The organism is Amycolatopsis sp. NPDC057786 (assembly GCF_042797905.1).
GTDB lineage: Bacteria > Actinomycetota > Actinomycetes > Mycobacteriales > Pseudonocardiaceae > Amycolatopsis.
This window is the reverse complement of the sequence record NZ_JBHVKW010000002.1, coordinates 218,707-244,655: the sequence shown is the minus strand read 5'-3', so window position 1 is coordinate 244,655 and position 25,949 is coordinate 218,707. Positions and strand designations below refer to the sequence as shown.

Below are 25,949 nucleotides of genomic sequence, written 5' to 3'. Positions count from 1 at the left end.
GAGATGAGCGAGCGTCCGCTCGGGCGAGACGAGGAGAATCAACACCTGTGACCGAGAACAAGAGCGAGTACAACGCGTCGTCGATCACGGTGCTCGAAGGCCTCGAAGCCGTCCGTAAGCGTCCCGGTATGTACATCGGTTCCACCGGCGAACGCGGCCTCCACCACCTCGTCCAAGAGGTGGTCGACAACTCCGTCGACGAGGCGATGGCCGGCCACGCGACCAAGGTCGAGGTTACCCTGCTCGCCGACGGCGGGGTGCGGGTCGTCGACGACGGCCGCGGTATCCCGGTCGACATGCACCCCAAGGAGATGAAGCCGACCCTCGAGGTCGTGCTCACCGTGCTCCACGCCGGCGGCAAGTTCGACAGCGACTCCTACGCGGTCTCCGGTGGTCTGCACGGCGTCGGCGTCTCCGTGGTGAACGCGCTGTCGAAGAAGCTGCTCGCCGAGGTCAAGTACGGCGGCCGCAGCTGGCGCCAGGAGTACACGAACCAGCTTCCCGGCGAGCTGCAGGATCTCGGCCCGGCCGACGAGACCGGAACGACGATCACGTTCTGGGCCGACGGCGACATCTTCGAGACCACGACGTACAACTTCGAGACGATCTCCCGGCGTCTTCAGGAGATGGCCTTCCTCAACAAGGGCCTGACCCTTTCGCTGCGCGACGAGCGCGTCGCCGACGAAGAGACCGAAGAGGACGCATCCGGCCAGGCGGCGCGGGTCAAGGAGAAGACCTACTGCTACCCGGGCGGTCTCGAAGACTTCGTCAAGCACATCAACGGCAGCAAGGACCCGATCCACGCGTCCGTGATCTCCTTCGAGGCCAAGGGCACCGGCCTCGAGGTCGAGGTCGCCATGCAGTGGAACAACGGCTTCACGCCGTCGGTGTACACCTTCGCCAACACGATCAACACGCACGAGGGCGGCACGCACGAAGAGGGCTTCCGCGCCGCGCTCACCCGCGTCGTCAACGCGTACGCGCGCGAGAAGAAGCTGCTCAAGGAGAAGGACGCCAACCTCTCCGGTGACGACGTGCGCGAGGGGCTCGCCGCGATCGTCTCGATCAAGCTGTCCGAGCCGCAGTTCGAGGGCCAGACCAAGACCAAGCTGGGCAACAGCGAGGCCAAGACGTTCGTGCAGCAGACGTCGAACGAATGGCTGGCCGACTGGTTCGAGCGCAACCCCACCGAGGCGAAGACGATCATCAACAAGTCGATCTCCTCGGCGCAGGCGCGGATGGCCGCCCGCAAGGCGCGCGACCTGGTCCGCCGCAAGGGCGCGCTGGAGATCGGCGGTCTGCCCGGCAAGCTCAAGGACTGCCGCTCGACCAACCCGTCGGAATGCGAGCTCTACATCGTCGAGGGTGACTCGGCGGGCGGTTCGGCCAAGGAAGGCCGCGACTCGATGTACCAGGCGATCCTGCCGATCCGAGGCAAGATCATCAACGTCGAGAAGGCCCGTATCGACCGCGTCCTCAAGAACAACGAGGTCCAGTCGCTGATCACCGCGCTCGGCACCGGTATCCACGAAGAGTTCGACATCGAGAAGCTGCGCTACCACAAGATCGTGCTGATGGCCGACGCCGACGTGGACGGCCAGCACATCACCACGCTGCTGCTCACCTTCCTGTTCCGGTTCATGCCCCCGCTGATCGAGCACGGGCACGTGTTCCTCTCGCGCCCGCCGCTGTACAAGATCAAGTGGCCGCGCCAGGAGCCGGAGTACGCCTACTCCGACCGGGAACGCGACGCCGTCATCCAGGCGGGTGTCGAGGCCGGCCGGAAGCTGCCGAAGGACGACGCGATCCAGCGCTACAAGGGTCTCGGCGAGATGAACGCCGAAGAGCTGTGGGAGACCACGATGGACCCGGCGAACCGGCTGCTCGGCCAGGTCACCCTGGACGACGCCGCGCAGGCCGACGACCTGTTCTCCGTCCTGATGGGCGAGGACGTCGAAGCGCGCCGTTCCTTCATCACGCGTAACGCCAAGGACGTGCGTTTCCTGGACGTTTAGACGTCCCCGTTCTTTGTCCCCTTAGGACTGCTCCCACGAGAAGGACCTCATGACGGAAACCTTGCCGCCCGCTCCGGACCACGACCGGATCGAACCGGTCGACATCCAGCAGGAGATGCAGCGCTCCTACATCGACTACGCAATGAGCGTCATCGTGTCGCGGGCGCTGCCGGACGTGCGGGACGGCCTCAAGCCGGTGCACCGCCGCGTGCTGTACTCGATGTTCGACTCCGGCTTCCGCCCCGACCGCGGGTACAACAAGTGCTCCCGCGTCGTCGGCGACGTGATGGGCAACTACCACCCGCACGGTGACTCCGCGATCTACGACGCGCTGGTGCGGCTCGCCCAGCCGTGGGCGCTGCGGTACCCGCTGATCGACGGCCAGGGCAACTTCGGCTCGCCGGGTAACGACCCCGCCGCCGCCATGCGGTACACCGAGTCCCGGCTGGCGCATCTCGCGATGCACATGCTGCAGGACATCGAAGAAGACACCGTCGACTTCTCCGACAACTACGACGGCCGCACCCAGGAGCCCGACGTCCTGCCGTCGCGGTTCCCGAACCTGCTGGTCAACGGTGGTTCCGGGATCGCGGTCGGGATGGCGACCAACATCCCGCCGCACAACCTGCGCGAGGTCGCCGACGGCGTCAAATGGGCGCTGGAGAACTTCGAGGCCAGCGACGACGAGCTGCTCGCCGCGCTGCTGGTCCGGATCAAGGGCCCGGACTTCCCGACCAGGGCGATGATCCTCGGCAACTCCGGGATCGAGGACGCGTACCGCACCGGCCGCGGTTCCGTGCGCATGCGCGCGGTCGTCGAGGTCGAAGAGGACGCCAAGGGCCGCACGATCCTGGTCGTCTCCGAGCTGCCGTACCAGGTCAACCCGGACAACCTGGTGGAGAACATCGCGAACCTGGTCCGCGACGGCAAGCTCACCGGCATCTCCGACATCGCCGACGAGTCCAACAGCCGCAGCGGGATGCGGATCGTCGTCACGATCAAACGTGACGCGGTCGCGAAGGTCGTGCTGAACAACCTGTTCAAGCACACCCAGCTGCAGCAGAACTTCGGTGTCAACATGCTGGCCCTTGTCGACGGCGTGCCCCGCACGCTGCGGCTGGACCAGATGATCCGGCACTACGTGAAGCACCAGATCGACGTCATCGTCCGCCGGACCCGGTTCCGGTTGCGGAAGGCCGAGGAACGCGCCCACATCCTGCGCGGTCTGGTCAAGGCGCTGGACATGCTCGACGAGGTCATCGCCCTCATCCGGCGCTCGCCGTCGGCCGAAGAGGCCCGGCCCGCGCTGATGAGCCTGCTGGACGTCGACGAGATCCAGGCGACCGCGATCCTCGACATGCAGCTCCGCCGCCTCGCGGCACTGGAGCGGCAGCGGATCATCGACACCCTGGCCGAGATCGAACTCGAGATCGCCGACCTCAAGGACATCCTCGAGAAGCCCGAGCGGCAGCGCGCGATCATCGCCGAGGAACTGCAGGAGATCGTCGACAAGTACGGCGACGACCGGCGCACCAAGATCATCCCGTTCGACGGCGAGGTTTCGGTCGAAGACCTCATCGCGGTCGAGGACGTCGTCGTCACGATCACCCGCACGGGTTACGCCAAGCGGACGAAAACCGATCTGTACCGCTCGCAGAAACGCGGCGGCAAGGGCGTCCAGGGCGCGACCCTCAAACAGGACGACATCGTCCAGCACTTCTTCGTCTGCTCGACGCACGACTGGATCCTGTTCTTCACGAACAAGGGCCGCGTGTACCGGGCCAAGGCGTACGACCTGCCCGAGGCCAACCGCAACGCGCGCGGCCAGCACGTCGCGAACCTGCTCGCGTTCCAGCCCGACGAGCAGATCGCGCAGGTCATCGAGATCCCGAACTACGAGGTCGCCCCGTACCTCGTGCTCGCGACCCGCCGCGGCCTGGTGAAGAAGACCAAGCTCACGGACTTCGACTCCAACCGCGCAGGCGGCCTCATCGCCGTCAACCTGCGCGAAGGCGACGAACTGGTCGGCGCGGTCCTCGCGGCCGCGGAGGACGACCTGCTCCTCGTGTCCGCGGAAGGCCAGTCGATCCGTTTCCACGCCACCGACGAAGCCCTGCGTCCCATGGGCCGCGCGACGTCCGGTGTGCTGGGCATGCGGTTCAACGACGGCGACGAACTGCTCGGCATCAACGTCGTCCAGCCGGACCGGTTCCTCCTCGTCGCCACCGCCGGCGGCTACGCCAAGCGCACGCCGACCGACGACTACCCGGTGCAGGGTCGCGGCGGCAAGGGCGTGCTCACCATTCAGTACGACCAGAAACGTGGCAGGCTGGTGGGCGCGGTCATCGTCGACGCCGAAGACGAGCTGTACGCGATCACCTCCAGCGGCGGGGTGATCCGGACTTCGGCCGGGCAGGTGCGCAAGGCAGGCAGGCAGACGAAGGGAGTGCGGCTGATGAATCTCGACGAAGGAACCACTCTTCTCGCGGTCGCACGCAACGCGGACGAGCCCTCAGACGTCGCCACTGCAGGTAGTACTGAAGGAGAAGAAACCCCGGCGTCGGAGCAGGAGTAGACGACGCCCCACGTACTGGGTAAGGACTGACACCTCGTGACACCATCCGAGAAGCCCGAAGCAGGCGGCGCGCAGGCGGGTTCGTCGAGCCCGCCCTGGCAGCGCGACAGCGGCGCCGGGGAGCCCGAAGGCTCCAGCGAGCAGACGGTCTCGGTGTCTTCGGTCGCCACCGAAGACGTGGCCCACTCGGACCCGAAGCGGGACGCGACGACCGTGACCGACTATCACGGGGTCAGCGGCACTGCCGCGAAGAGGCTTTTCGGCGACAGCGGAGAGGGCGACCCCGCCCCCTCCGCCATCCCGTCGGCCTCCCGCACCCGAGCCGCGCCCACCGCCCTCCGCCGCCCCGGCCGCGGACCGCGTCGCGCCAGCCTGCAGATCAAACGCTTCGACCCCTGGTCGGTGCTGAAACTGTCCCTCGTCCTCGGCGTCGCGCTGTTCTTCGTGTGGCTCGTCGCCGTCGGCGTCCTGTACACCGTCCTCGACGGCATGGGTGTCTGGGACAAACTCAACGGGACCTACTCGTCGCTCGTCGGCGGCGAAGGGGCCGACGCGCCGGCCGACCCGTTGATCAGCGCCGGCCGTGTCTTCGGGATCGCGGCCATCCTCGGCGCCATCAACATCGTGCTGATCTCGGCGCTGGCCACCGTCAGCGCCTTCATCTACAACGTCTCCGCCGACCTCGCCGGAGGCCTGGAAGTGACCCTTTCCGAACGAGAGTGACCCGGTTGCAGGGCGCCGAAAGGCGTCCTGTAATCTTCTCCTCGTTCGGGCCCATAGCTCAGGCGGTTAGAGCGCTTCGCTGATAACGAAGAGGTCCCAGGTTCAAGTCCTGGTGGGCCCACTCCGAAAGCCGGTTCGCGATTCTCGCGGGTCGGCTTTTTCGCTACCCGGCTATTTCTCGTTCGGCCAGGAACCCGAAGAGCAGCTTGGAGACGCGTACCTCCTGCTCGGGTGTGATGTCCCAGCCGGCCTAGCCTTCCGGCAGCGCGAGGTGACGTACCTGCCCGGTCCGGCCGTGGTTGCAATCCTTCCCACGACGTGCGACCAGCCAGTCTCGCCGCCCGTCGAGCCCAGGGCCACCGTGCTGGTCGTAGCCGTCAGAAACGACTCCAGGTCGGAGAGGGATCCGATGCCGAACGTCAGTAGGCGTTCGGCGAGGAAGGCGAAGTACTCGCGCTCGCTCTCGGTCTTCGGGTCTCGCATGAGTACGTCCTGCCCTCGACGTGGCCGAGGTCATGCGGCGAAAGGAAGATCTTCGGTTCCACGTGGAACGTAGGTGCTGGAGGTTCGGGGATCCGGGTGCAGTAGCATCGGTGGGTAAGCGGAGCAACTCGGCGGAAAGAGGGGGCTTCTGATGAAGAAGCTGTTGGCACTCGCGGTCATCGCGGGCGGCGTGCTGTTCGTGATCAAGCGCAACAAGGCCGCCAAGGCCGAGGCCGACCTCTGGCGCGAAGCCACCGCCCCCACCGAGCGTCCCCTGGGGTCCGCTTCCACGAACGGAAGCGCTCCGGCCAAGGCCGCGGACGCGTCCCGCAACAACTGATTTCGGCGCGGGCGGTTATCATGATCGCCTGCGACCCGGGGCTGTAGCTCAATTGGTAGAGCACCGCCTTTGCAAGGCGGGGGTCAGGGGTTCGATTCCCCTCAGCTCCACTCTGGTCCACGAAGCCACCCGCGCCGCGGGTGGCTTTTTCGTTTCCGCGCCATGACTTCCTGTCAAAATGCGCGCATGGGTGTTCTCTTCGACTACTTCACCGCGCCGGACAACGAAACCGCGGCCACCACGATCGACCTCGTCGGCGGTCCGGCCGAGGCGTCCTTGCCGACCGTCCAACTCAAAGGTGTGGATCCGTTCGTGCAGCTGGGCACGCTGGAGTCCCTGCTCACCGGGGTCGACTACGAAACCGTCATCGGCCGCGCCATCGAACCTGTCGCCATGGCCGACGGCGGCACCCGTCTGGTCGTCGCGCTGACCGAAGAGCTGTCCGCCGCGTTGTCCGACGCCGATGAGGCGCGCATGCGCGAGGTCGCCGAGCCCTGGTCCCGAACCGACGAGTTCGGTGGCCAGGCCGATCCTGCCGAGCTGGCCGACCTGCTGACCGGCCTCGCGGAACTCGCCCGCACCGCCAAGACCCGGGGCGATCACCTCTACTGCTGGGTCTGCGTCTGAGCGGTGACGTTCGTCACCGTATGTGCCTGACAAAGTCTCGCTCCCGGCCAAGTCAACGCTGCTTACATGGAGGTGGAATCCGGACAGCGAGGTGAACATGGTCAGTTTCGAAACCGACCTCGACGATCTCAGGTTGTCGAGCAAGGAACTGCAGAATGCCGCGGACATAGTCAGTACCGCCCACAGTGGTGTGCGAGGGCAGGACGTGCCCGCTCCCGACCCGGTCACGGGAAGCCTTCTCCCCGACCTTTTCGCGCCGAGCACGGCTTTCGGGAAAACCCTGGGCATGCGCGGGGTTTCGGCGGCCTACGAGGAACACCGTCAGGCCGTCGAAAAGATGCTCGCGAAGCTGCACCGCAGCACGCAGGACGCCTCCCAGGCGCTGGCGAGGGTCGCCGAACTTTACGAAGCCGTGGACGAGGACAACAAGCAGCGAATGAACCGCGCGGCATACGGGAACCAGGGGTAGCGGGCGTGGACGGGTACTTCAACGCGCTGGACGCGGAGACCACCGCCGAAGGCGGCGATTACAGCGAACTCCTCGAGGGGATCTCCCACGATCTCACCTCGGGTGCCGAAAAGGCCTTCGCGGCGGTGGATCTCCTTTTCCAAAACTGGATGCTCGGCAGCGACGTGGACATGAGCGGCGGTCGCAAGGAACAGGTCCGCGACTTCTTCCTCGAGTTCTCCGACGCGCTGCTCGTCGGCGAGAACAGCCTGCAGACCATGATCGAGGCCTACGAAGGTCTCTGGAACGCTTTCCAGGACACGAAAGCGCCGCTCGACCGGTCTTTGGTCCTGCTTCTCAAGTGGCGTGGTGAAGGCGCCGAGACCGCCAAGAGCTACATCCAGGGTCTCGTGAACACCTATGCCCGTGTCGGCACCAAACTCACCGTGCTGGAAGCCGACATCGTGGCCGCCCGGGACGCCATCGCGACCGCGCGGGCCGACCTGAGCACTCTCGCCGCTTCCTTCATGACCGCCGCGGAAAAATACCGGGACGACAAGGAACGGCAGGACGAATCCGCCTTGCAGAAGGCGCTGGCCGCGACTTTCGCCGCCGCTGTCACCGCTCTGCTCGTGGCCGCCGCGCCGCCGGCGGGTCTCACCGCGGCGACGTTCTTCACCACCGCGAACGGAGTGCAGGTCGCCGGCGCCGCGGCCGGTGCCGGGCTCGCCACGGCGGCCACCGTGCAGGCCGACATCGTCGGGGACAGCCCCGAAATGATCTACAACAGCTTCCACGACGGTGTGGTCAACCTCAGGGAAAGCATGTTCCGCGCGGCGGAGTCGCTGATCTCGAAGATCAACACGGAGATCAACAACCTGCCGATCATTCCCGAACCGCCGGACGTCAGCCCCGGTGAGACCTTCGATCCCGGCAACTTCGAAACGGAGAACACCGACAAGGGAACGGAAAAGCGGGTCCGGGACAAGAACGTCGACATCTCGAACGACGGCAAGTTCCAGGAACCGCCGCGGGAGCTGTCACCCCTCAAGGAGTGAGCGTGGCCGACAAACCGGCACCCAAGAAACCGGGTAACGACCGGCAAGCGATGCTCGAGGCGCTGGCCACCCTGTCGGTGGACGCGTCTTCACCGGACGGTGCCGTTTCCGTTTCGGTCAACACCGACGGGGTGATGACGCGGCTCAGGGTGAGTGACGCCGTGTCGCGGATGACGCCCGCCGAGATCGCGGACACCGTCATGCGGACGTATCAGGAAGCGCAGCAGGGATCCGCGAAACGCAGTGCGGAACTGATGGCGCCGATCGGCAACGCCGGCTACATCACCGACCGGCTCCGCTGGCGGCTCGGGTTCAATCCTTCGCTCCAGGAGGCCGGGGAGACCGTCACGCCGCCGGTGCCGCGCCGGACCACCGCGGGCGCCGAGAACGTGGTGCTCAAGGACCGTTCGGATGAACCGGCCGGGCCCGCCGAGGACGAGGTGCCCGAACCGGTCGAATCCGACGATCAGTACTACGAGCAAGGCCTGCGATACCGGCCTTCCTGGTAGTACGGCTTGCCCTCAAGCGCGCTTCAGCGTGCACGCTGTCCGGCGGCGGAGATCATCCGCCGCCGGACTGGAGGGTGACGGTATGAAACGTGAAGGCGTCGTGCTCGCGCTGGCGTGCGCCGGATCCTTTGTGGTCATTCTCGACGCGACGATCGTTTCCGTCGCCTTGCCCGCGATCCGGTTCGGTCTGGGTTTCTCCGCCGATGCTCTGACGTGGGTGGTGAACGCGTACACGCTCGCCTTCGCCTGTTTCCTGTTGCTGGGCGGCAGGTTGTGCGACGAATTCGGGGTCCGGCGGATCTTCGTGCTCGGGATGAGCCTGTTCACCGTCGCGCGGCTCGCCGCCGGGCTGGCCGGTTCACCGGAACGCTGCTCGTGGCCCGCACGGTGCAAGGGTTCGGCGCCGCGCTGCTGATGCCGGTGACGTTGTCCTTGCTGACCACGACGTTCACCGAACCCGCCCGTCGCGCGCGGGCCTTGGGCACCTGGAGCGCGGTGGGCGCGGCCGGGGCCGCGGCCGGACCGGTGATCGGCGGCCTGCTGACGCAGTGGGCGGGCTGGCGCTGGGTGTTCTTCGTCAGCGTCCCGATCGGTGTGGTGGCCGTTCTCGTCGCCGGGGCGGTGCTGCCGTTCCGGGACCGACGCCGTCCTCGCGGCAGGCTGGACGTCCTCGGCGCGGTGTTGTCGGCGGCGGGACTCGTCGGCGTGGTCTACGCGGTGATGCGTTCTCCGGCGGACGGCTGGGGAAGCGGATCCGTGCTGCTCCCGCTGTTCGGCGGGTTCGTCCTGCTCGGGGTGTTCCTGGTGCACCAGCACCGGTGGGCGGAGGAGCCGCTCATCGCGCTCGGGATCTTCCGGCTGCGTTCGGTCACCAGCGGGAATGTGGTGATCTTCTTGCTGGGATTGGGTTTCCTCGCGAGCCCGATCCTGCTTTCGCTGTACCTGCAGGATGTCCACGGGTACTCGCCGCTGCGGGCCGGGCTGGCCTACCTGCCGGTGGGAGCTGCGATGTTCGCCGGCGCGCGGACCGCGAGCGGGTTGTCGGTGCGGATCGGGCCCCGGCGTGCGGCGGCGTTGTACTGCGCGATCGGCGCGGCGGGCTTCGCCGGGGTCGCGGCGCTGGCCGGTGCGCACGCTTCGTACGTCGTGTCCGTACTGGTGCCGGGAATGGTCTTCGGATTCGGGACGGCCGCGGCCTTCACCCCGATCACCGTGGCCGCCACGAGCGGGGTGCCGGAACGCCAGAACGGCTTGGCCGCCGGTCTGCTGAACACGGTCCGGCAGACCAGCGGCGCGCTCGGTCTCGCCGCGTCGACCGCGCTCGCGGCGGCCGTGACCGCGAGTTCGCCGTCCGGCCTGCCGAAGGGGGAGGCGCTGGTGCACGGCTACACCGCCGCGTTCCTCGCCTCCGCCGCCTGCCTCGCGGCCGCCGCGGTGGTCGCGGCGGTGGCGATGCCGGGGCTCAGCCCGCCGCCGCGGTGGCGGGCAGGTCGACCCGTTCGCGGAACCAAGGGCAGTCCTCAAGATTCCCCTCGCGGCGGCAAGTGAGGAGCTCGACCAGGTAGGCGTGCGCGGTGTCGAGCCGCGCACGCTCCCGTTCGATCTCGGCGAGCCTGCCGGTCACCACCTCCCGCCAGCGGTGCTGTTCGGCGAGGAGTTCGGAGATCCTGGTCAGGCCGAGCCCGCCGATCCGCCGCCAGTGTTTGATCAACGCGATGCGATACAGCTGGTCGTCGTCGTAGTACCGCTGTCCCGAGCGGCGGAAGGCGGTGATCAGCCCGCGGCGTTCCCAGTAGTGGAGGGTCGAGATCGCCAGCCCGAAATGGTCGGCGGCCTCGCGAACCGGCGTCAAGGAATCCATGCGGCCAGTCTAGGTTAGGTTACCCTAACTTTCGAGCCAGCCAAGCGAAGGTCCACCGGTAGAAGGCCGGTGCGGCGAGGCTGGTGTTGATCGAGTGACCGCTGCCCCGCACGATCTCGTCGGCGCCGCAGTCGCCGCTTCCGCAGACCAGGGTGTCGTGTTCGCCGAGTACGTACGCCGTCGGGACCGTCGATGCCGATCGTGTCGCGGCGCCGGGGCCTACCGAGCGGAGTTCCGCCGACGCCAGCGTGTCCTTGAGGGCTTCTTCGACCGGAATGATCGCCGGGTCGTAGGTGCCGGGGTGGTGGAAGGTCTGTGCGCGGGTGCCGGGCCGTGTCGTGAAATAGCCGCGGGCCCAAGGCTTTCCGGCGAACTTCGGGTCCAGCTCGGCCGGATGGAACGGTGATTCCGTCGCCGCGGACCGGGCGCCGGGCCGGTCACGCGGGATACCGCTGACGATCACGGCGTCGACGCCGCCCCGTCCGGCGGCCCGTTCCGCGACGAGCCCGCCCATGGAATGTCCATTGAGGACGATCGTGCGGAACCGCGGGCGCAGCTGCCGGACGACCTGGTGCACGGCCTCGCCGCCGGCTTCGAAGTCGAGGGTCTCCGGATCCGGACGGCTGCTGCGGCCGTAGCCGAGCCGGTCGAGGTTGAGCGTCGCGTAGCCCGCGCGGGTCGCACTGTCCACATAGGAGTATCGACGCGGCTGGTACGGCCAGTCCCAGTAGGCGCGGTCGTAGGTCCCGCCGTGCAACAGGACCTGGACCGGAGTGCGCGGGGTGAGTCTTCCCCGGACGCAGAGTTCGCCCGCGATCGTCTGGCGTTCGCCGTTCACCTGGACCGCGAAGCGTTGTTCGGCGCAGCGCGCCGGTCGTTCCGAGGCGAGTGCGGTCGTGGTTCCGGACAGGGACAGGACCGCGGTGAGCAGAGCGGCTTTCGCGATGAATTTCATGGCGAAAGCGTCGCTCGCGGGCCGGGGTCGCGTCGTCGTGCCGGTGTGGGGATCGGCGGCTACGTCAGGCGCGCACCATCCCGCTTTGGTAGGCGAAGACCACCAGCTGGGCGCGGTCGCGGGCGTGGACCTTGGTCATCGCCCGGCTGACATGGGTCCGCACGGTCGCCGCGCTGATCACGAACTCCCGCGCGATCTCTTCGTTCGACATCCCTTGCGCGACGCGAACGACGACTTCGTGCTCTCGCTCGGTGAACGCCGAGCCGTCGGCGCGGGGCAGCGAAGGTGACGGCCGAGCGGTGAATTCCGCGATCAGGCGCCTGGTCACGCTCGGGGAGAGGAGCGCGTCCCCCGCCGCCACGACGCGGACCGCCTGGATCAGATCGGCGGGCCTCGTGTGTTTGAGCAGGAAGCCGCTCGCTCCGGCGCGCAGCGCGTCGAAGACGTATTCGTCGAGGTCGAACGTCGTCAGCATGAGGACGCGGACACCGGAAAGCCGTTCGTCCGCCATGATCCGCCGGGTGGCCTCCAGCCCGTCCGTCCCCGGCATCCGGACATCCATCAGCACCACGTCGGGCACGGTTTCCGAGACGACGGCGACCGCCGCCTCGCCGTCGTCCGCTTCACCCACCACGGTGATTCCGGCTTCCACCCGGAGCAGCGCCGCGAACCCGGACCGCACCAGCAGCTGATCGTCGGCGAGCACCACCCTGATCACGGCCATCGCGCGCTCACCCGGAACCTCCCGTCCTCACGACCCGCGGTCAGTGTGCCGCCGGTCGCCCTGGCGCGTTCACCCATTCCCCTGATCCCGGCGCCGGGGACGTCCGGACCAGGCCCACGGACCTCGTTGATTACGTCGAGCCGCAGGCCGTTCTCGTCGGCTCGCACCGTCACCGCGGCGTCCGACGCGCCGTGTTTCGCGGCGTTCGTGAGGGATTCCTGGACGATCCGGTACACCGCGCCGCCGACCGGCTGCCCGATCCCGGGGGCGTCGAGGTCCAGCGTGACAGCCAGGCCCGCCTGGTTCGCCGAGGCGACCAGCGCGGGAAGGTCCGCCACCTCGGGCGCGGGCCGGAGCGGGGCGGAGTCGTCGCGCAACAACCGCACCATCGCGTTCAGCTCGTCCAGGATCGTGCCGCTGACCGTGCGGACGACGCCGAGCGCTTCCTTCGCCACTTCCGGGTGATCGTCGATCACGTGCTCGGCCATCCCCGACTGGACGTTGATGACCGCCATCGCGTGGCCGACGCTGTCGTGCAGATCCTGTGCGATGCGCAGTCGCTCGCCCAGGACGCGATCGCGTTCCGCCTGTGCCGCGGCCGCCGCCCGCTCGCGCCGTCCTCGAAGCGCGTCGGCCGCGAAGACCGCTACGCCCGCCCAGCCGACGAAGACCAGATCGAGGACGCCCGCTCCTCCGGTGGCCAGGTTCGCGCCTACGACTATCACCGCCATACCGCCCGCGACGGCGTACGCGAGCCGCCGCGGACGAAGGGTTCCGAGCGCGAACAGCGGCACGAGACCGGCGAACAACACCGGACCGTCGGGATAGCCGAACCCCAGGTAGAGCAGCAGCGCAAACGCTTCCGTCCCGGCCGCGGCGACCGGGATCCGCCACGCTGCCGCGAGCGCGAGACAAGCGAGCGCGACGACGCCGAAGCCGAACGCGTCGGCCGGGCGTTCCCCCGGCCCGGGTTCGAGATTCGCCGTGCCGACGACGAGCAGCGCGCTCACCGCGAGCCACGCGGCGACGGCCCCACCCCTGATCAGCCACTTCACCCGCTCAGTCTGCCGAAACCGGCGGGCGCGCGCGTCCGCGTTCCGTGGAGCCCGTCTACGTCAGATGTGCAGCAGCCGCTCGTCGAGCGCCGCCAGATAGTCGCGGCCGAACTCGCCGTTCTCCAGGTCGCGCCACAGCACCGGCGGCAGATCCTGCGCCACCTCGGGCGAGCGCGACGCGGCGGCCAGCGCGATCGTCGCGACGGTGTCGACGTCGCCGGTGAGCGCGACGGCGGCGTGGAGCATTCGCGCGAGTCCTCCGCCGCCGGACAACACGGTCAGCGCGGCACGCACGCTCATCCACCCCTGCGGCCCGACTTTGCCCGACCACGGCAGCGCCCAGCCGCCGTGCCCGACGTCCTCCGGAAGGATCCCGTCGATCCACCTCGCGACCTCGGACAGCGGACCCACCCGATGGTGGCAGTAGTGCACGGCCAGCGCGGCGGCCTGCGCCGCGGCGATCCCGGCCGGGGTGTCGTGGGTGATCCTGGCCTGCAGTTTCGCGTGGTAGAGGACGTCGTCGACGGTCGGCAGGAGCCCGATCGGCCCGGCGCGCATGGCCGCGCCGCTCTTGTCGCTTTGCGGCTGAAGCCGCCGTAGCAGCTCTTCGCCGTCCTGGACCTCGCTGAGCAGCTGATGGAAACGCGGCGCGTAGCCGTCGTGCGGATCGCGGTGATACGCCCGCACGAACCGCTCGGCGAGCAGCAGCGGCGTCCATCGCCGTCCCGACACGAGCACCTCGGCGATGGCGATCGTCATCTGCGTGTCGTCGGTGTAGCGACCCGTCTGGGCACCGGGCTGCGCCACGTAACCGGTCAGCTTGTTGTGCTCGGCCACGAAGCTCGGGTACGCGTGCTCGAAGGAGCCTCCGTACGCGTCGCCGATGGCCAGTTCGACCAGCATCCCGTCATCGTGCCAGGCCGCGGGGTGCCGCCTACCGTGGAGCCATGGCGACCGACAAGCTGCGCGCGTGGTGGGCACATCGGCAGGGGCTCGACGGAACGCTGCGCGGATCCTCGGCGGCCGCCGTGCTGGAGCGGACCGGCTGGATGCGCTCGGTCGGCGGGTCGGCGCCCTACCTCGGGCTGTTCGCCAGAGCCCGCCTCGATCGCGAAACGGTCGACGCGGACGTCGCGCGGCTCGCCATCCACGAACTGCCTTCGGCGCGTGGCTGCACCTACGTCCTGCCGTCGGCGGATTTCGAACTCGGCCTGACCGTCGGCGCGGCGGCGCCTGCCGGCGAACTCGCGGCCGCGGAGAAGTACCTCGGTGTCACGCAGGCCGAGATCGAGCAGCTGTGCGTCACGGTCGCCGATCTGCTCGACAGCGAACCGCTCTCTCCGGCCGCGATCAAGGAAGCCGCCGGATCGGCTGTGCGCAACCTCGGGGAAGCAGGCCGCAAACGCGGCACCACCACGACGTTGCCACTCGCGCTCGGCCTGCTCCAGGCCCGCGGCGACATCCGCCGGGTGCCGGTCAACGGGCGGCTGGACCAGCAGCGCTACGGCTACGTCCGCTGGACGCCGTCCCCGCGCGGCGGACTGTCCGATATGGACACCGCGCGAACGGAACTCGCCCGGCGGTACTTCTCATGGGCGGCGCCGGCTTCGCTGAAGCATTTCCGCTGGTTCTCCGGATTCACCGCGGCCAGTGCGAAGAAGATCGCGGAACAGCTGGAACTCGTGTCGCTCGACGGCACCGATCTCTTGATGCCCAAGGAGATCGCCGACGAGTTCGCCGCGTTCACCGTGCCGTCCGAGCCGTCGTACGCGCTGCTCGCCGGGATCGACGGCATCCACCTTCTGCACCGCGAGCTGCCGCGGCTGCTCGCCGACGCCGACGTCGAACGTCCGGTGCCCGGAGGCCGCGCGGGGGAGACCCTGGGCGGGCAGGCGGATCCGCCGAGCCACGTCATCGTCGACCGCGGCCGCATCGCCGGCTTGTGGGAGTTCGACACGGAGACGGGCAAGATCGTCCACAAGTTCTTCGGCGACGAGGACGCCGCGCTGCGGGAGACGATCGCGCGGACCGAGGAGTTCGTCCGTGACCAGCTGGGCGACGCCCGGAGCTTCAGCTTGGATTCGCCGAAGAGCCGGGCGTCGCGAGTGGCCGATCTCAGGCTTTCGCCTCGTTGATCAGGATGTCGACCGCCTTGTCGTTGCGGGCGGTCTGCTCCGGGATGACCGAAGCGGGCGGGTAGAAGCCGTCGATCCCGCCGTCCTTCGGGTACATCTCGAAGGTGTAGCTGAGGATCTTGTGCTTGCCCCACAACCAGTCGTTGACGTCGCCGTCGGTGACGTACAGATCGCTGGACTGCTCCGGCGTGTAGCCGTTGGTGGCGGCCATCTGCTTGCCGACGTCGGCGAACCGCTTCGCTTCCTCCTCGCTCAGGCCCGTGTCGGTGTCTGCCTTCGTGTAGCCGTACGGCCAGAGCACCAGTTCCGAGAAGGTGTGGAAGTCGATGTGCGTCTTGATCTGCTGCGCGCCACCGACCACCCGGGAGTCCACGAAGTCCGCGACCGCCTTGGTCTCGGGCTCGGAGAACGCCGACGGGCCGTGGTAATCCTCGGCGGACGGGTTGTCGCTCGACCCGCCGCAGCAGTTCCACTTGTAGTCCCAGTTGCGGTTCGGGTCGGTGCCGATCGCGCTGCTGCCCGGCACGGGCTTCCGCGTCTTGCGCCAGCCCTGGTACTCGCCGCCGGTGATGTCGTACTCGGAACCGTCCGGGTTGACGTTCGGGATCACGTAGATCTCGTGCTCGTCGACCATCTTCTTGATGGCAGGGTCGCTCGCGTAGCCGCTGGTGAACCGCTGCACGATCCGCAGGCACATCTCGGTGGTGAGGTGTTCGCGCGCGTGCTGGTTGCAGGTGAACAGGACCTCGGGCTCGTTCTCGTCCGTGCCCGCGTTGTCGCTGATCTTCAGCAGGTTCAGGTCGCGACCCTCATGGGACTTGCCGACGCTGGACAGCGTCGCGATGTCGCCGTGGTCCTTCGCGGCCTTCTGCAGCTCAGCGGTCGTTTCGGCGTAGGTGTGGTACGCCTCGTCGCCCGGCGGGAAGTCGCCCGCGACCGCTGCGGTGCCCGCCTTGGCACTCCGCTGTTTCAGCATGCTGTCGAAGTCGCCGAGCTGCTTCAGGCCGAAGCCGTTGGCGCGCAGGGCCGCGGCCTGTCCCGGCGTGGCGACGACGGTCAGCGCGCCGCCCCGCGAGCCCGCGACGTCGACGCCGGTACGAGCGACCTCGGTGCGTTTGTCCGGCGTGGACGCGCCTTCCACCGAGTACAGCCCTCTCGCCGGGTCGCCGGTCTGGGCGCTCGCGACGGGCGTCGTGACGGCCAGCAGGGCGAGCCCTGTGGCGGCCAGGGCGCCCCCGATGCGACGGCGTGTGGACATTTCGCCTCCGAACGATCTGGGGACAAGGTGCCGTTCACCGTCGCCGAGGTGAATCATCCACGACAACCCGACGATCGTCGTTCCCAGTTACCGTTTACGGCCAGAGGCGTTCTTTGTGCCAGCTTCCATGCTCGCGCCGGTAGCGGAGCCGCTTGTGCCGCCGGTCGTGGCTCGCCTGCCAGAACTCCACTTCGGACGGCGTCACCAGGTAGCGGGTCCAGGTTTCCGGTGCCACACCGGGATTCTCCTCGACCCACCGCTCCGCTTCCGCGGCCGCGCGGTCGAGGTCGGCCGGATCCTCCAGTACCTGTGACTGCCTGCCGATGAACGCCTCCACCCTGGACGCCGGCGGCCGGGCGGTGAAGTCGGCGGCGGACACCTCGGCGTCGGCGGGCGAGACCGGGCCGCGCAGGCGCACCTGACGGCCACGTCCCGGCCAGAAGAAGGTCAGCGCGGCGAACGGATTCTTCGCCAGCTGAACACCTTTCGGGCTTTCGGAGCTCGTCGCGACCGCCCAGGTGTCCCCGTCGACGTCTTTGAGGATCACCACCCGCGCGTCCGGTACGCCCTCGGCGTCCACTGTGGACAGAGTGACGGCGTGCGGCGCCAGTACGTGCTCACCCGCTTCTTCGAGCCATTCCAGGAAAAGCTCGCGCGGGGTCGCGGGTGCGGCCTCGATGTCGAACTCCGGAAGCTCTTCGGGAAACGACGGCCAGCCGCGCAACGTGCGGTTCATCAGTACCCCGGCGGGCGCTGCGGCGGATAACCGGGCGCGGGCGGGGGATAGTGCGGCGGATGCTGACCCGGCGGCGGACCCTGCGCGGGCGGCGGACCGACCGGGTACTGCGGCGGCGGTGGCTGCTGCGGCTGCCAGCCGGGAGGTGGCTGCTGACCCGGCGGCGGCCCCGGCGGTCCCGGCGGCATGGGGGGCTGCTGGCCCTGCGACTGCGCCCACTGCACCTGCTGATAGACCTCGGCCGGCTGCGGGAAACAGAACGTCAGCTTCGCGTTGACCGAACCCTGTACCGCCGCGCCCCACAGCTTCCCGCCGACGAACGCGTACATCTGCGCCGCCGAAACGTCGACGGCCACCATGCGCGTCTCGCCGCCGAACTGGTTGCCGGACTTCGCCGACGCGGCCTGCGCGGCGTCCGGGTACACGCGGTCGCCGATCAGCCCGGCGATGACCACCGAAGCGGCCGTCCAGCCGACCGTGCCCATCACGTTCGCGCGCGCGTGCTGCGTCGCCAGCCTGGTGAAGTCGTACAACGCGGGCGCGGTGACCTCCGGGATCGCCGCGGCGACCACGCAGTAGTTCATCGTCGACATCATCACGGACTCGGTGAACAGCCCCACGACGGCCGCGCTCGGCCCGATCTGGACGGTGTTCAGCCTGCCCCCGCTGCGCTGGATACGTTCCGCCACCGCACCCAGGTACTGCTCCTTGCTGAGCACTGACCCTCCCGAAGACTCCTCGCGCAGCGCCATCGTCGCACGAAAACGGCGATCTGCTTCACTGGACGCCACTATGCGACGTCTTCTGATCTTGCCGCTCGTCGTGCCGCTGCTGGCGGCCTGCGGGCCGACGGAACAGCCGCCGCCCGCGGCGAGTTCGCCCGCGCCGTCGAAGACCGCGGCGCCCAGCATCCCGCCCGCCCCGGAACCCACCGGCAAAGGCCCGTGCCCGTACCTCGGCACCGACTTCGTCTCGGACGCCAACGGGCAGAAGGTCTCCAAGGTCAAGACCTCGGCCGATCAGCCGCATCCGACGTGTTTCTTCTATGCGCTGAGCGGGAAACTGCAGCTCACCGTGCGTGTGTACGTCGGGGAACCCGCAGTGGCCAAGGCGCTGGTGGACCAGGCCGCGCCCATCGACACCTCGAACCCGGCCGACGAACCGGCGGGCTGGAAGGGCGGCTACCAGCCTTCCGGCGAAGGCGCCGTTTACGCGGTCGCGAAGGGCGGGAACGCGGTTGTCGTGACCACCAACCAGAAGCAGAGCATCAAAGCACGTACGGTGGCGAAGGAGGCTATCGGTGAGCTGAAGCTCTAGGTAGTGGTATCCACACGTCAGAGTGAAGTTGATCTTGTACTACCCTGTGCCGCACGCGCGAGGTTTCGCGGGACCAGCGCGGGCGCCAGATCCGGCGGAGGCCGCCTTGCGGTGTGGCTCGGCGGCACAAAAGATCATTTTCTCCCCATAAGACAAAAGGACAGGTTTCGTGGCTGACACCCTCAAGGAAATCTTGCTCGACTCCAGCCGTCGCCCGGCGGTCGTGAGCGACTTCGAAGGCCTCGTCGACGCCGAGGTCTCGGACAAGGGCGGCGTTTCGGGTGCCGTCGTGAAGACCGGCTTCGCCGCCGTCAAGAAGATCAAGCCGGGCATCATCCCCGCCGCCGTCGACACCCTGCTCGACGACTTCACCGTGGCCCTCGAGCCGTTCTACGGCGACTACAAGGCCAAGGGCGGCAACGACTTCGGTGCCTACCTGGTCGGCCGCAGCGACGAGGCCTCGGACGCGCTCCTGTCGGTCACCGACGCGCGCGCCGAGAAGAGCAGCCGCGACAGCATCAAGAAGGTCTACTCGAAGCTGCGCCCGAACGGCAAGAAGAACGTCGAGGAGGCCCTTCCCCGCCTCGGCCAGCTGATCGACAAGCACGCCGCGAACGCGTGACCCGTTCAGCCACGCGCTGAGCCGAACACCCGAAGGGGCGCCGTCCGCTCTCGACATCACGTCGGGAGTGGCGGCGCCCCTTCGTAGTTCTTACAGCTTGTCAAAGCTCGCGCTCCACGGATATCTTACAACGTGTAAGAGATAACTCGCGCGGCTTGGGGAGCACGATGACGCCCTTTCACGGCACCGATCCGAAGAAGTTCATCGCGGACTTCCACGAGTCCTTTCACGACGAACTGGTGAACAGCGACGAAGACGCGGGCGTGATCGTCGACCGCTATCACACGCCGGACATCGTGCAGATCGCCGACGGGCACCGGATGGACCGGGACAAGCTCATCGCGCACACCCGTCCGGTCCGCAAGAACCGGCCCACGGCGCGGATGGAAGTGCACGACGCGGTGGCGGACGGGAACCGGATCGCCGCGCGGAGCACTCTCCACGTGACGAATCGCAAGAGGGACCTCAAGCTGGATGTGTACTTCTTCGGGGAGTTCACTCCCGAGGGCCGGATGCGCCGCGGCCACACGCTCACCCGGACGGTGCCGGCGGCATGAGCGCGAGCACCTACACCGTGAGCGGAATGGCCTGCGGGCACTGCGCGGGCTTCGTCACCGAGGAGATCGAGACCATCGCGGGGGTCACCGGCGTGGCGGTGGACGTCGAGAACGGGACGGTGACCGTCACCAGTGACGAGGTCCTCGACGTCGCGGTCGTCCGCGCCGCCGTCGAAGAAGCGGGCTACGAACTCGTCCCCGGAACGTGAAAGGGCCGCCCAGGACCGGAGAGTGGTCCTGGGCGACCCTTCGCGACAAGCAGAAAAGCGTGAGGCGTCAGTTCTTCTTGTCGGCGGAGCCGGCGTTCGAAGCCTGGTGCCCGTTCTTCGGAGCCGCGGGCTTGGCCGGAGCCGGACCGGAAGCAGCGGGCTTCGCGGGAGTGGCCGGCTTCGCCGGTGCGGGTTTCGGAGCAGCCGCTGCCGGAGCGGCGGGCTTCGCCGGAGGAGCGGGCGGAGCCTTCGGCGGCGCGGGCGCGACCGGCGGCTCCTGCTTGGAACGCAGCGCGTAGGCGGCACCGGCGCCGACCACCGCGATACCGATCACCCACGGCCAGCGACGACGCTTGCGCGTCCCCTTGGCCGCCGACTTCGCCTCGACGAGCGCGGCCTTGAAGTCCTTCTTCGCCGCCTTGAAGTCCTTCTTGCCCCGGCGCTTGGACTCGCCGGCGGACTTCGCGGCCTGGATGGCCGCCTTGCGCGCCTTGCGGCCCGGCTTCCGCATCTCGGAAATCCTGGCCAACGCCTCCTTGCGAGCCGCCTTGGAGCTGCGCTTGAGCTCCTTGCGGGTCAGTTCCGTCTTCTTCGCGAGCTTCTTGCGCGCGCGACGGCTGGTCTTAGCGATCTCACCGGCGCTCTCGGAGAGCTTCTGCTCGGCTACCTCTACGGCGTGGGCGGTGGCTTCCTTACCCGCCTCGACGGCACGTTTGCGCAGGCCGAGCGCGCCGGCCTTCGCCGACTCGCTCACCGAATCTGCGGCCCGGGTCATGGCCTTCACCTCATCAATCGTTTTGATTCTGCTTCGTTGCTTGTAACCTATCGTGCCCCTTTTCCCCAGATCTTGCCGCAGATGGCACGATGAAGCTCGTGACTGAAAGCAAGGGATCCCTCATTGGTGGCGCGCTGAAGGCCACTCTGCACACCAACCAGGGTGACATCAACCTGAACCTGTTCCCCGACCACGCGCCGAAGACGGTCGCGAACTTCGTCGGGCTCGCCGAGGGCAGCAAGGAGTACACCCAGCCCAACGCGCAGGGTACGAACTCGGGCCCGTTCTACGACGGGTCGATCTTCCACCGCGTCATCGACGGTTTCATGCTGCAGGGCGGCGACCCGACCGGCACCGGCCGCGGCGGCCCCGGCTACAAGTTCGGCGACGAGTTCCACCCGGAGCTCCAGTTCTCCAAGCCGTACCTGCTGGCCATGGCCAACGCCGGACCCGGCACCAACGGCTCGCAGTTCTTCATCACCGTCGCGCCGACGACGCACCTCAACTTCAAACACACCATCTTCGGTGAGGTCGCGGACCAGGCTTCCCGCGACGTCGTCGACGCGATCGGCCGCACGGCGACCGGTCCGGCCGACCGTCCGCTGCAGGACATCGTCATCGAGAAGGTCAGCATCAGCCGCGAGGGCTGATCACAGAGCCTGTCACTGGGGATTTCGGTAGGTTGGTGGCATCGTGAGCCAACCACCGAATCCCCAGTACCAGCAGGCCGCCATGCCCGGCTGCTGGTGGCACCCGAACCGGCCGACCGGGCTGAGCTGTTCACGCTGCGAGCGTCCGGCCTGCCCGGATTGCCTGCGCGAAGCCGCCGTCGGCTTCCACTGCACCGACTGCATCCAGGCAGGACGGCAACAGGACCGCGTCCAGCAGAAGCAGTACCGCGACGCGGGCTACGGCGCGCGCACCCTCGCGGGCGCCCAGCCCGTTCAGACGGCTGTCGTGACGCCGGTCCTCCTGGCGCTCAACGTCATCATCTTCTTCATCACGGTCGCCCAGTCGGGCAGCATCGTGAACAACAACTTCTCCGAGCTCTTCCAACTCGGCCAGCTGTGGAATCCGGCGACGCTGGCAGGCGACGAGTGGTGGCGGATCTTCACCTCGGGCTTCCTCCAGTACGGCCTGCTGCACATCGCGAGCAACGCGTTCTCGCTGTGGTTCGTCGGCCGCCCCCTGGAGACCGCGCTCGGCCGTGTGCCGTTCACGGTGCTCTACTTCGTTTCGATGATCGGCGGCTCGGCCGCGAACCTGGTCTTCAACGATCTCGACGCCGGCCCGGTGGTCGGCGCGTCCGGCGCCATCTTCGGGCTCATCGGCGCGTACACGGTCATCGTCATCAAGCTGAGGCTCAATCCGACCTGGTTGCTGGTCATCCTCGGCCTGAACGTCTTCATCACCTTCCAGGTGCCCAGCATCTCGATTCTCGGCCACGCCGGTGGTTTCGTCGCCGGCCTGGTGGCCACCTTCGCGCTGCTGTACGCCCCGGAGAAGAACCGGCTGAAGTGGCAGATCGGCGGAATCGCGATCGTCGTGGTGGCGATGATCGGGCTCGTCGTCTGGAAGGACGCCCAGACGATTTCCGCGTCCTGCGAGCTCACCACCAGCCGGGGTGCGCCCACCTACGTCTGCTACCCGAAGTAGTCCCGGTTCCCCCGAGTGGGGCATCCGGTACCCGGTGGAGAGATCAAGAAGTCACGACAACGCCTGACCCTTGAGGGCCGTGAGGACGTCCAGGACGTCCCTGGGGTCCTCACCGAGGTCGATCCGGCCGAACACCAGCAAGTGGTCGCCGGATTCGACTTCGAGGGTCAGGCTGTCCCGGCCGAGCCGCCGCGTCGTGCGCAACCGCAGCCGGGCTTCGGACCAGGAGTAGCGGTGCGCGCCGCCGACGGTCCTGGCCACGATTCCGTCGGGTCCGGCGGCCAGCCGGGGACGGAGCAGGGTGCCGTGCAGCGCGAGAGCGCCCACGGACAACATCGCGACCCCGGTCAGGAGGGTGCCGCCGACGTCGCCGCCGAAGGCCAGCCACAGCACTCCTGCCAGCAACAACAGGGTGATCAGCCAAGCCACTACCACAACGTTCTGCTGCGGCGCCCAGGAGGTGGGGTAGTTATCCACAGGGGTTATCCACACTGGGGATGAGTCACACCGGTGTAATTAGGCGTCAAGCCGCCATCCGGGGTAATGCTCACCGCCACCGCATCGTCATGAGCAACCCGGCGATCATCAGCACGAAACCGATGGCGAAGTTCGTGTTGCCCAGATCCGCCATGAAGGGGATCTTGTCGCCCGCGATGTAGTTGACGACCAGCCACATCAGGCCGATCAACATGAGGCCGAACATCACGATCTTGTAGAACAGGTTCGACGGGCCCGCCGCCTTGACCTTCACCGGCGTGCGGCGGTCGGTCGGCGGGGTGTACGCCGTCTTCTTGCGGACCTTGGACTTCGGCATCGTGTTCCTCGCGTACTGTTCGGCTTCCCTGGTGGCGATGACCCGCTTTCGGGTGCGCAACCAGCGCCACGTGCACACGTTAACGTAAACGAGCGCCGCTGGGCACCGTCCGGGACCGGTCGATTTCCCGCACTGTGACAATGGTGTCACACACGGTTCGACATCGTGTCGGTTCGATACTGCGGCTTGGTTCGAGATTAGGAGCTTTGCGTGGTGGCTGAGCGGGAAGAGCCGGGCGGGGACCGGCGGCGGTACTCCGAACGACCACCCGGTGGAGGCCGTCCGGCCCCCCGGCGTAGGCCGGAGGACGCAATTCCGCCGCGCCGGGCCCCTGGCGAGGCGCCGACGCCTCGCCGGAGGCCGCCGGACGGCAGGGCGTACGACGGACCCCCGCCGCGCCGCCGGACGGACGCGCCGCCGCCTCGCCGTCGTCCCGCGCCGCCGCCGGGGTCGACCGAAGAGACCGTCATCTTCGAACCGGTCGGCGGTGGCACCGCGACCGAAGAACGTCCGCCGCCGCGCGAACTGGGCAAGGGCGGCGCCGCCATCCGGACCGTCGGCGAGCTCCTCATCACCGCCGGCCTCGTGGTGCTGCTGTTCATGGTCTACGAGGTCTACGTGACCGACCTGTTCTCCGCGAACAAACAGTCCGAGGCCAGTTCGGAACTGGACGGCGAGTGGGGCAAGGACCGGCAGCTGCACCCCGACCTGGTCGACGGGAAGGCGTTCGCCAGGATCCACATCCCGGTGTTCGGTGCCGACTTCAACTTCACCATCCAGGAAGGCACCACCGAGGCGGCGCTCGAAGTCGGCCCCGGCCACTACAAGGGCACGGCACTGCCGGGCGAGCCGGGCAACTTCGCCATCGCGGGACACCGTGTCGGCAAGGGCGCGCCGTTCAACGATCTGGACAACCTCAGCTCGTGCGACCAGATCATCATCGAGACGCAGACCGACTTCTACATTTACAAGGTGCTGCCGTACAAGGACGAGGTCGAAGGCTGGGCCGCGGGCAAGGGCGCGCAGCCGAAGTGCAAGAACGTCGGGACGCTGCGCGACCCGAACGCCGTCGACGGCGGCCCCTACGGTGAGACCAACGGCCGCCGCATCGTGTTCCCGTCCAAGGGCGAGACGGTGAACCCGGTGCCGTACAAGGACCCGGCGATCCTGCCGAAGGCCGATCAGGTCTCGCTGCTCACGCTGACGACCTGTCACCCGAAGTTCTCGGCGAAGGAGCGGCTCATCATCCACGCGGTGCTGGCTCAGCAGGTGCCGAAGAACCAGGTCGGCTCCTACGCCGAACTCCTGCCCAAGATCTCGGAGGCGCGCTGATGTACGGCTGGATCTGGCGCAAGCTGCCGGGCCCCTTCGCGGTGAAGCTCGCGACGGCGGTCGTGCTGGCGCTCGGGGTCGTGGCGCTGCTGATGTTCGTCGTCTTCCCGTGGCTGGAACCCCGGCTCTGGTTCAACGAAGTGAGCGTCCAGTAGACGCGCGGTTCGGCGTCTTCCTGGTCTCCGGGCGGTTTCCCGGGCAGGAGGACGCCGATGTCCTGCGCCGGTCGGTCGACGCCGCCATCGCCGCGGAACGGGCCGGGTTCGACGACGTGTGGTTCGCCGAGCACCACTTCATGCCGTACGGCGTCTGCCCGTCCGCGATCACCCTCGCCGCGCACGTACTGGGCCGCACCGAGCGGATCGCCGTCGGCACCGCGGTGAGCGTGCTGTCGGTCGCGCATCCGGTGGCGCTCGCCGAACAGTGGTCACTGCTCGACGCGGTTTCCGGCGGACGGCTGCGGATCGGCGTCGGCCGGGGCGGGCCGTGGCAGGACCTGGAGGTCTTCGGCACCGGCGCGGCCCGCTACGAAACGGGATTCGAGGAGAGCCTCGACCTGTTGCTCGCGGCGATGACGTCGAAGACCGTCTCCGCCGAGGGTGAGCACTTCGCGTTCCGCGAGGTGCCGATGGTGCCGCGGCCGGAGCGGGCTCCGCGCCTGGTCGTGGCCTGCGGGGACGCACGCTCCCGCGCGGTCCGGCTCGCCGCCGATCGCGGGCTGCCGATGCTGCTCGGGCTGCACACCGACGACGACGGCAAGATCGAAACCCTTGCCGCGTACGGGGATTCCGCCGCCGGGCATGTCTCGACGGTGATGTGCCAGGTCGGGGACGACGCGCTGGACGTCGTGCGGTCCGCGTTGCCGGGCTCCCTCACGGAGGGATTCGCCGGTCACGTCTACCTCGACGGCAAACGGGGACTGAACAAGGATCCGGTCGCCTACACCGACCGGCTGTGCGAGATGCACCCGATCGGCGGAGTGGAGTACTGCGTCGACCGGCTGGGAACGAGCATCCGGCGTACCGGGGTCTCCCACGTGATCATGATGGTGGAAGCGTCCGGTACGCCGGAGGGAACGCTCGAGAACATCGCGCGGATCGGGGAAGAGGTCCTTCCCGCGCTGCGTTGATGAGCCCTCAGCGGGAAAGCGTGCTTCGGGCTACGC

Annotated in this window: 31 protein-coding genes and 2 tRNA genes; 22 read left to right on the top strand and 11 right to left on the bottom strand. The window is 68.1% G+C overall.

All coding sequences use genetic code 11. The features are described from left to right. Window positions 1-47 precede the first annotated feature (47 nt). The 12 genes from gyrB (at window position 48) to ACFVM3_RS02815 (ending at window position 10,326) form a co-directional block, all read left to right on the top strand. Window positions 48-2,015: a DNA topoisomerase (ATP-hydrolyzing) subunit B gene (gene gyrB / locus ACFVM3_RS02870; protein WP_378434959.1), complete on the top strand. Its 1,968-nt coding sequence runs from the start codon at window positions 48-50 to the stop codon at window positions 2,013-2,015. A 49-nt stretch (window positions 2,016-2,064) separates the two neighbouring features. Further along, a complete protein-coding gene (gyrA, locus tag ACFVM3_RS02865; RefSeq protein ID WP_378434957.1) occupies window positions 2,065-4,590 on the top strand; it encodes a DNA gyrase subunit A in 2,526 nt (841 codons plus the stop codon). Between the two features lie 36 nt (window positions 4,591-4,626). Beyond that, window positions 4,627-5,313 (top strand): DUF3566 domain-containing protein, encoded by a 687-nt coding sequence (locus tag ACFVM3_RS02860; protein WP_125679336.1) that lies wholly within the window; start codon window positions 4,627-4,629, stop codon window positions 5,311-5,313. A gap of 47 nt (window positions 5,314-5,360) precedes the next feature. Further along, window positions 5,361-5,434, top strand: a tRNA-Ile gene (locus tag ACFVM3_RS02855). Between the two features lie 513 nt (window positions 5,435-5,947). Then, window positions 5,948-6,136 carry a DLW-39 family protein gene (locus ACFVM3_RS02850; protein ID WP_034321928.1) on the top strand — a complete coding sequence of 63 codons (189 nt, stop codon included), beginning with the start codon at window positions 5,948-5,950 and terminating at the stop codon, window positions 6,134-6,136. Between the two features lie 37 nt (window positions 6,137-6,173). Beyond that, a tRNA-Ala gene (locus ACFVM3_RS02845) sits at window positions 6,174-6,246 on the top strand. A gap of 76 nt (window positions 6,247-6,322) precedes the next feature. Continuing rightward, window positions 6,323-6,763 carry a hypothetical protein gene (locus ACFVM3_RS02840; protein ID WP_378434955.1) on the top strand — a complete coding sequence of 147 codons (441 nt, stop codon included), beginning with the start codon at window positions 6,323-6,325 and terminating at the stop codon, window positions 6,761-6,763. Window positions 6,764-6,860: 97 nt separating this feature from the next. Then, window positions 6,861-7,232 (top strand): hypothetical protein, encoded by a 372-nt coding sequence (locus ACFVM3_RS02835; RefSeq protein ID WP_378434953.1) that lies wholly within the window; start codon window positions 6,861-6,863, stop codon window positions 7,230-7,232. A gap of 5 nt (window positions 7,233-7,237) precedes the next feature. Further along, window positions 7,238-8,269 carry a hypothetical protein gene (locus tag ACFVM3_RS02830; RefSeq protein WP_378434951.1) on the top strand — a complete coding sequence of 344 codons (1,032 nt, stop codon included), beginning with the start codon at window positions 7,238-7,240 and terminating at the stop codon, window positions 8,267-8,269. Window positions 8,270-8,271: 2 nt separating this feature from the next. Then, entirely contained in the window at window positions 8,272-8,778 is a 507-nt protein-coding gene (locus tag ACFVM3_RS02825) for a YbaB/EbfC family nucleoid-associated protein (protein WP_378434949.1), read from the top strand. A gap of 82 nt (window positions 8,779-8,860) precedes the next feature. After that, window positions 8,861-9,193: an MFS transporter gene (locus ACFVM3_RS02820; protein ID WP_378434947.1), complete on the top strand. Its 333-nt coding sequence runs from the start codon at window positions 8,861-8,863 to the stop codon at window positions 9,191-9,193. Next, the gene (locus ACFVM3_RS02815; protein WP_378434945.1) at window positions 9,154-10,326 is read left to right on the top strand and encodes an MFS transporter; all 1,173 of its coding nucleotides are present in this window, start codon (window positions 9,154-9,156) and stop codon (window positions 10,324-10,326) included. The genes ACFVM3_RS02820 and ACFVM3_RS02815 overlap by 40 nt, the downstream gene beginning before the upstream one ends. On the opposite strand, the gene ACFVM3_RS02810 is transcribed toward ACFVM3_RS02815, so the two are convergent. The 5 genes from ACFVM3_RS02810 to ACFVM3_RS02790 all read right to left on the bottom strand — a co-directional run bounded on the left by ACFVM3_RS02810 (window position 10,241) and on the right by ACFVM3_RS02790 (window position 14,276). Further along, window positions 10,241-10,639: a MerR family transcriptional regulator gene (locus tag ACFVM3_RS02810; protein WP_378434943.1), complete on the bottom strand. Its 399-nt coding sequence runs from the start codon at window positions 10,637-10,639 to the stop codon at window positions 10,241-10,243. The genes ACFVM3_RS02815 and ACFVM3_RS02810 overlap by 86 nt on opposite strands. Before the next feature lie 19 nt (window positions 10,640-10,658). Beyond that, entirely contained in the window at window positions 10,659-11,594 is a 936-nt protein-coding gene (locus ACFVM3_RS02805) for an alpha/beta hydrolase (protein ID WP_378434941.1), read from the bottom strand. Between the two features lie 64 nt (window positions 11,595-11,658). Next, window positions 11,659-12,318 (bottom strand): response regulator, encoded by a 660-nt coding sequence (locus ACFVM3_RS02800; protein ID WP_378434939.1) that lies wholly within the window; start codon window positions 12,316-12,318, stop codon window positions 11,659-11,661. Further along, window positions 12,309-13,373 (bottom strand): sensor histidine kinase, encoded by a 1,065-nt coding sequence (locus ACFVM3_RS02795; RefSeq protein ID WP_378434937.1) that lies wholly within the window; start codon window positions 13,371-13,373, stop codon window positions 12,309-12,311. The genes ACFVM3_RS02800 and ACFVM3_RS02795 overlap by 10 nt, the downstream gene beginning before the upstream one ends. A gap of 60 nt (window positions 13,374-13,433) precedes the next feature. After that, entirely contained in the window at window positions 13,434-14,276 is an 843-nt protein-coding gene (locus ACFVM3_RS02790; protein WP_378434935.1) for an ADP-ribosylglycohydrolase family protein, read from the bottom strand. A 44-nt stretch (window positions 14,277-14,320) separates the two neighbouring features. Between ACFVM3_RS02790 and ACFVM3_RS02785 the strand changes: the two genes are divergently transcribed. Next, complete coding sequence (locus tag ACFVM3_RS02785) at window positions 14,321-15,508, top strand: DNA glycosylase AlkZ-like family protein (protein ID WP_378434934.1); 1,188 nt, start codon at window positions 14,321-14,323, stop codon at window positions 15,506-15,508. Here the strand turns inward: ACFVM3_RS02785 and ACFVM3_RS02780 are convergent. The 3 genes from ACFVM3_RS02780 to ACFVM3_RS02770 all read right to left on the bottom strand — a co-directional run bounded on the left by ACFVM3_RS02780 (window position 15,489) and on the right by ACFVM3_RS02770 (window position 18,221). Next, entirely contained in the window at window positions 15,489-16,766 is a 1,278-nt protein-coding gene (locus ACFVM3_RS02780; protein ID WP_378434932.1) for a M14 family metallopeptidase, read from the bottom strand. The two genes, ACFVM3_RS02785 and ACFVM3_RS02780, sit on opposite strands and share 20 nt — an antisense overlap. A gap of 94 nt (window positions 16,767-16,860) precedes the next feature. Continuing rightward, on the bottom strand, window positions 16,861-17,502 hold the full coding sequence (locus ACFVM3_RS02775; RefSeq protein WP_378434930.1) for a pyridoxal 5'-phosphate synthase: 642 nt from the start codon (window positions 17,500-17,502) through the stop codon (window positions 16,861-16,863). Next, window positions 17,502-18,221 (bottom strand): hypothetical protein, encoded by a 720-nt coding sequence (locus ACFVM3_RS02770; RefSeq protein WP_378434928.1) that lies wholly within the window; start codon window positions 18,219-18,221, stop codon window positions 17,502-17,504. Before ACFVM3_RS02770 ends, ACFVM3_RS02775 begins: the two co-directional genes overlap by 1 nt. Window positions 18,222-18,294: 73 nt before the next feature. Between ACFVM3_RS02770 and ACFVM3_RS02765 the strand changes: the two genes are divergently transcribed. The 4 genes from ACFVM3_RS02765 to ACFVM3_RS02750 all read left to right on the top strand — a co-directional run bounded on the left by ACFVM3_RS02765 (window position 18,295) and on the right by ACFVM3_RS02750 (window position 20,207). Continuing rightward, entirely contained in the window at window positions 18,295-18,819 is a 525-nt protein-coding gene (locus ACFVM3_RS02765) for a DUF2020 domain-containing protein (RefSeq protein WP_219146827.1), read from the top strand. Between the two features lie 169 nt (window positions 18,820-18,988). After that, a complete protein-coding gene (locus tag ACFVM3_RS02760; RefSeq protein ID WP_378434926.1) occupies window positions 18,989-19,441 on the top strand; it encodes a DUF6918 family protein in 453 nt (150 codons plus the stop codon). A gap of 167 nt (window positions 19,442-19,608) precedes the next feature. Next, window positions 19,609-19,998 carry a nuclear transport factor 2 family protein gene (locus ACFVM3_RS02755; RefSeq protein ID WP_378434925.1) on the top strand — a complete coding sequence of 130 codons (390 nt, stop codon included), beginning with the start codon at window positions 19,609-19,611 and terminating at the stop codon, window positions 19,996-19,998. Then, a complete protein-coding gene (locus tag ACFVM3_RS02750) occupies window positions 19,995-20,207 on the top strand; it encodes a heavy-metal-associated domain-containing protein (protein WP_378434923.1) in 213 nt (70 codons plus the stop codon). Before ACFVM3_RS02755 ends, ACFVM3_RS02750 begins: the two co-directional genes overlap by 4 nt. 67 nt (window positions 20,208-20,274) lie before the next feature. Here ACFVM3_RS02750 and ACFVM3_RS02745 read toward each other — a convergent pair whose 3' ends face one another. Then, a complete protein-coding gene (locus ACFVM3_RS02745; RefSeq protein WP_378434921.1) occupies window positions 20,275-20,982 on the bottom strand; it encodes a hypothetical protein in 708 nt (235 codons plus the stop codon). An 89-nt stretch (window positions 20,983-21,071) separates the two neighbouring features. Here ACFVM3_RS02745 and ACFVM3_RS02740 point away from each other — a divergent pair, with 89 nt between their 5' ends. Together ACFVM3_RS02740 and ACFVM3_RS02735 are read left to right on the top strand one after the other, a co-directional pair. Then, the gene (locus ACFVM3_RS02740; protein ID WP_034321953.1) at window positions 21,072-21,632 is read left to right on the top strand and encodes a peptidylprolyl isomerase; all 561 of its coding nucleotides are present in this window, start codon (window positions 21,072-21,074) and stop codon (window positions 21,630-21,632) included. Between the two features lie 43 nt (window positions 21,633-21,675). Beyond that, entirely contained in the window at window positions 21,676-22,638 is a 963-nt protein-coding gene (locus ACFVM3_RS02735; protein ID WP_378434919.1) for a rhomboid family intramembrane serine protease, read from the top strand. 51 nt (window positions 22,639-22,689) lie between these two features. On the opposite strand, the gene ACFVM3_RS02730 is transcribed toward ACFVM3_RS02735, so the two are convergent. Continuing rightward, window positions 22,690-23,067 carry a PH domain-containing protein gene (locus tag ACFVM3_RS02730; protein WP_378434986.1) on the bottom strand — a complete coding sequence of 126 codons (378 nt, stop codon included), beginning with the start codon at window positions 23,065-23,067 and terminating at the stop codon, window positions 22,690-22,692. Window positions 23,068-23,185: 118 nt separating this feature from the next. Beyond that, window positions 23,186-23,452 carry a cell division protein CrgA gene (crgA, locus tag ACFVM3_RS02725; RefSeq protein WP_034322048.1) on the bottom strand — a complete coding sequence of 89 codons (267 nt, stop codon included), beginning with the start codon at window positions 23,450-23,452 and terminating at the stop codon, window positions 23,186-23,188. A gap of 468 nt (window positions 23,453-23,920) precedes the next feature. Here crgA and ACFVM3_RS02720 point away from each other — a divergent pair, with 468 nt between their 5' ends. The 3 genes from ACFVM3_RS02720 to ACFVM3_RS02710 are packed head-to-tail and all read left to right on the top strand — an operon-like array spanning window position 23,921 to window position 25,913. Then, the gene (locus ACFVM3_RS02720; protein WP_378434984.1) at window positions 23,921-24,784 is read left to right on the top strand and encodes a class E sortase; all 864 of its coding nucleotides are present in this window, start codon (window positions 23,921-23,923) and stop codon (window positions 24,782-24,784) included. Continuing rightward, window positions 24,784-24,939 carry a hypothetical protein gene (locus tag ACFVM3_RS02715; protein WP_125781595.1) on the top strand — a complete coding sequence of 52 codons (156 nt, stop codon included), beginning with the start codon at window positions 24,784-24,786 and terminating at the stop codon, window positions 24,937-24,939. Before ACFVM3_RS02720 ends, ACFVM3_RS02715 begins: the two co-directional genes overlap by 1 nt. Further along, complete coding sequence (locus ACFVM3_RS02710) at window positions 24,912-25,913, top strand: LLM class flavin-dependent oxidoreductase (protein WP_378434982.1); 1,002 nt, start codon at window positions 24,912-24,914, stop codon at window positions 25,911-25,913. Before ACFVM3_RS02715 ends, ACFVM3_RS02710 begins: the two co-directional genes overlap by 28 nt. The last annotated feature ends 36 nt before the right edge of the window (window positions 25,914-25,949 follow it).

Excerpts from the sequence above, each read along its gene's own strand:
- ACFVM3_RS02785 (WP_378434934.1), top strand. The coding sequence starts at position 14,321 with ATGGCGACCGACAAGCTGCGCGCGTGGTGGGCACATCGGCAGGGGCTC.
- ACFVM3_RS02715 (WP_125781595.1), top strand. The coding sequence starts at position 24,784 with ATGTACGGCTGGATCTGGCGCAAGCTGCCGGGCCCCTTCGCGGTGAAG.
- crgA (WP_034322048.1), bottom strand. The coding sequence starts at position 23,452 with ATGCCGAAGTCCAAGGTCCGCAAGAAGACGGCGTACACCCCGCCGACC.
- ACFVM3_RS02780 (WP_378434932.1), bottom strand. The coding sequence starts at position 16,766 with ATGTCCACACGCCGTCGCATCGGGGGCGCCCTGGCCGCCACAGGGCTC.
- ACFVM3_RS02810 (WP_378434943.1), bottom strand. The coding sequence starts at position 10,639 with ATGGATTCCTTGACGCCGGTTCGCGAGGCCGCCGACCATTTCGGGCTG.
- ACFVM3_RS02755 (WP_378434925.1), top strand. The coding sequence starts at position 19,609 with ATGACGCCCTTTCACGGCACCGATCCGAAGAAGTTCATCGCGGACTTC.
- ACFVM3_RS02745 (WP_378434921.1), bottom strand. The coding sequence starts at position 20,982 with ATGACCCGGGCCGCAGATTCGGTGAGCGAGTCGGCGAAGGCCGGCGCG.
- ACFVM3_RS02765 (WP_219146827.1), top strand. The coding sequence starts at position 18,295 with ATGCGACGTCTTCTGATCTTGCCGCTCGTCGTGCCGCTGCTGGCGGCC.
- ACFVM3_RS02840 (WP_378434955.1), top strand. The coding sequence starts at position 6,323 with ATGGGTGTTCTCTTCGACTACTTCACCGCGCCGGACAACGAAACCGCG.
- ACFVM3_RS02835 (WP_378434953.1), top strand. The coding sequence starts at position 6,861 with ATGGTCAGTTTCGAAACCGACCTCGACGATCTCAGGTTGTCGAGCAAG.
- ACFVM3_RS02740 (WP_034321953.1), top strand. The coding sequence starts at position 21,072 with ATGAAGCTCGTGACTGAAAGCAAGGGATCCCTCATTGGTGGCGCGCTG.
- ACFVM3_RS02820 (WP_378434947.1), top strand. The coding sequence starts at position 8,861 with ATGAAACGTGAAGGCGTCGTGCTCGCGCTGGCGTGCGCCGGATCCTTT.
- ACFVM3_RS02850 (WP_034321928.1), top strand. The coding sequence starts at position 5,948 with ATGAAGAAGCTGTTGGCACTCGCGGTCATCGCGGGCGGCGTGCTGTTC.
- gyrA (WP_378434957.1), top strand. The coding sequence starts at position 2,065 with ATGACGGAAACCTTGCCGCCCGCTCCGGACCACGACCGGATCGAACCG.
- ACFVM3_RS02800 (WP_378434939.1), bottom strand. The coding sequence starts at position 12,318 with ATGGCCGTGATCAGGGTGGTGCTCGCCGACGATCAGCTGCTGGTGCGG.
- ACFVM3_RS02790 (WP_378434935.1), bottom strand. The coding sequence starts at position 14,276 with ATGCTGGTCGAACTGGCCATCGGCGACGCGTACGGAGGCTCCTTCGAG.
- ACFVM3_RS02775 (WP_378434930.1), bottom strand. The coding sequence starts at position 17,502 with ATGAACCGCACGTTGCGCGGCTGGCCGTCGTTTCCCGAAGAGCTTCCG.
- ACFVM3_RS02750 (WP_378434923.1), top strand. The coding sequence starts at position 19,995 with ATGAGCGCGAGCACCTACACCGTGAGCGGAATGGCCTGCGGGCACTGC.
- ACFVM3_RS02805 (WP_378434941.1), bottom strand. The coding sequence starts at position 11,594 with ATGAAATTCATCGCGAAAGCCGCTCTGCTCACCGCGGTCCTGTCCCTG.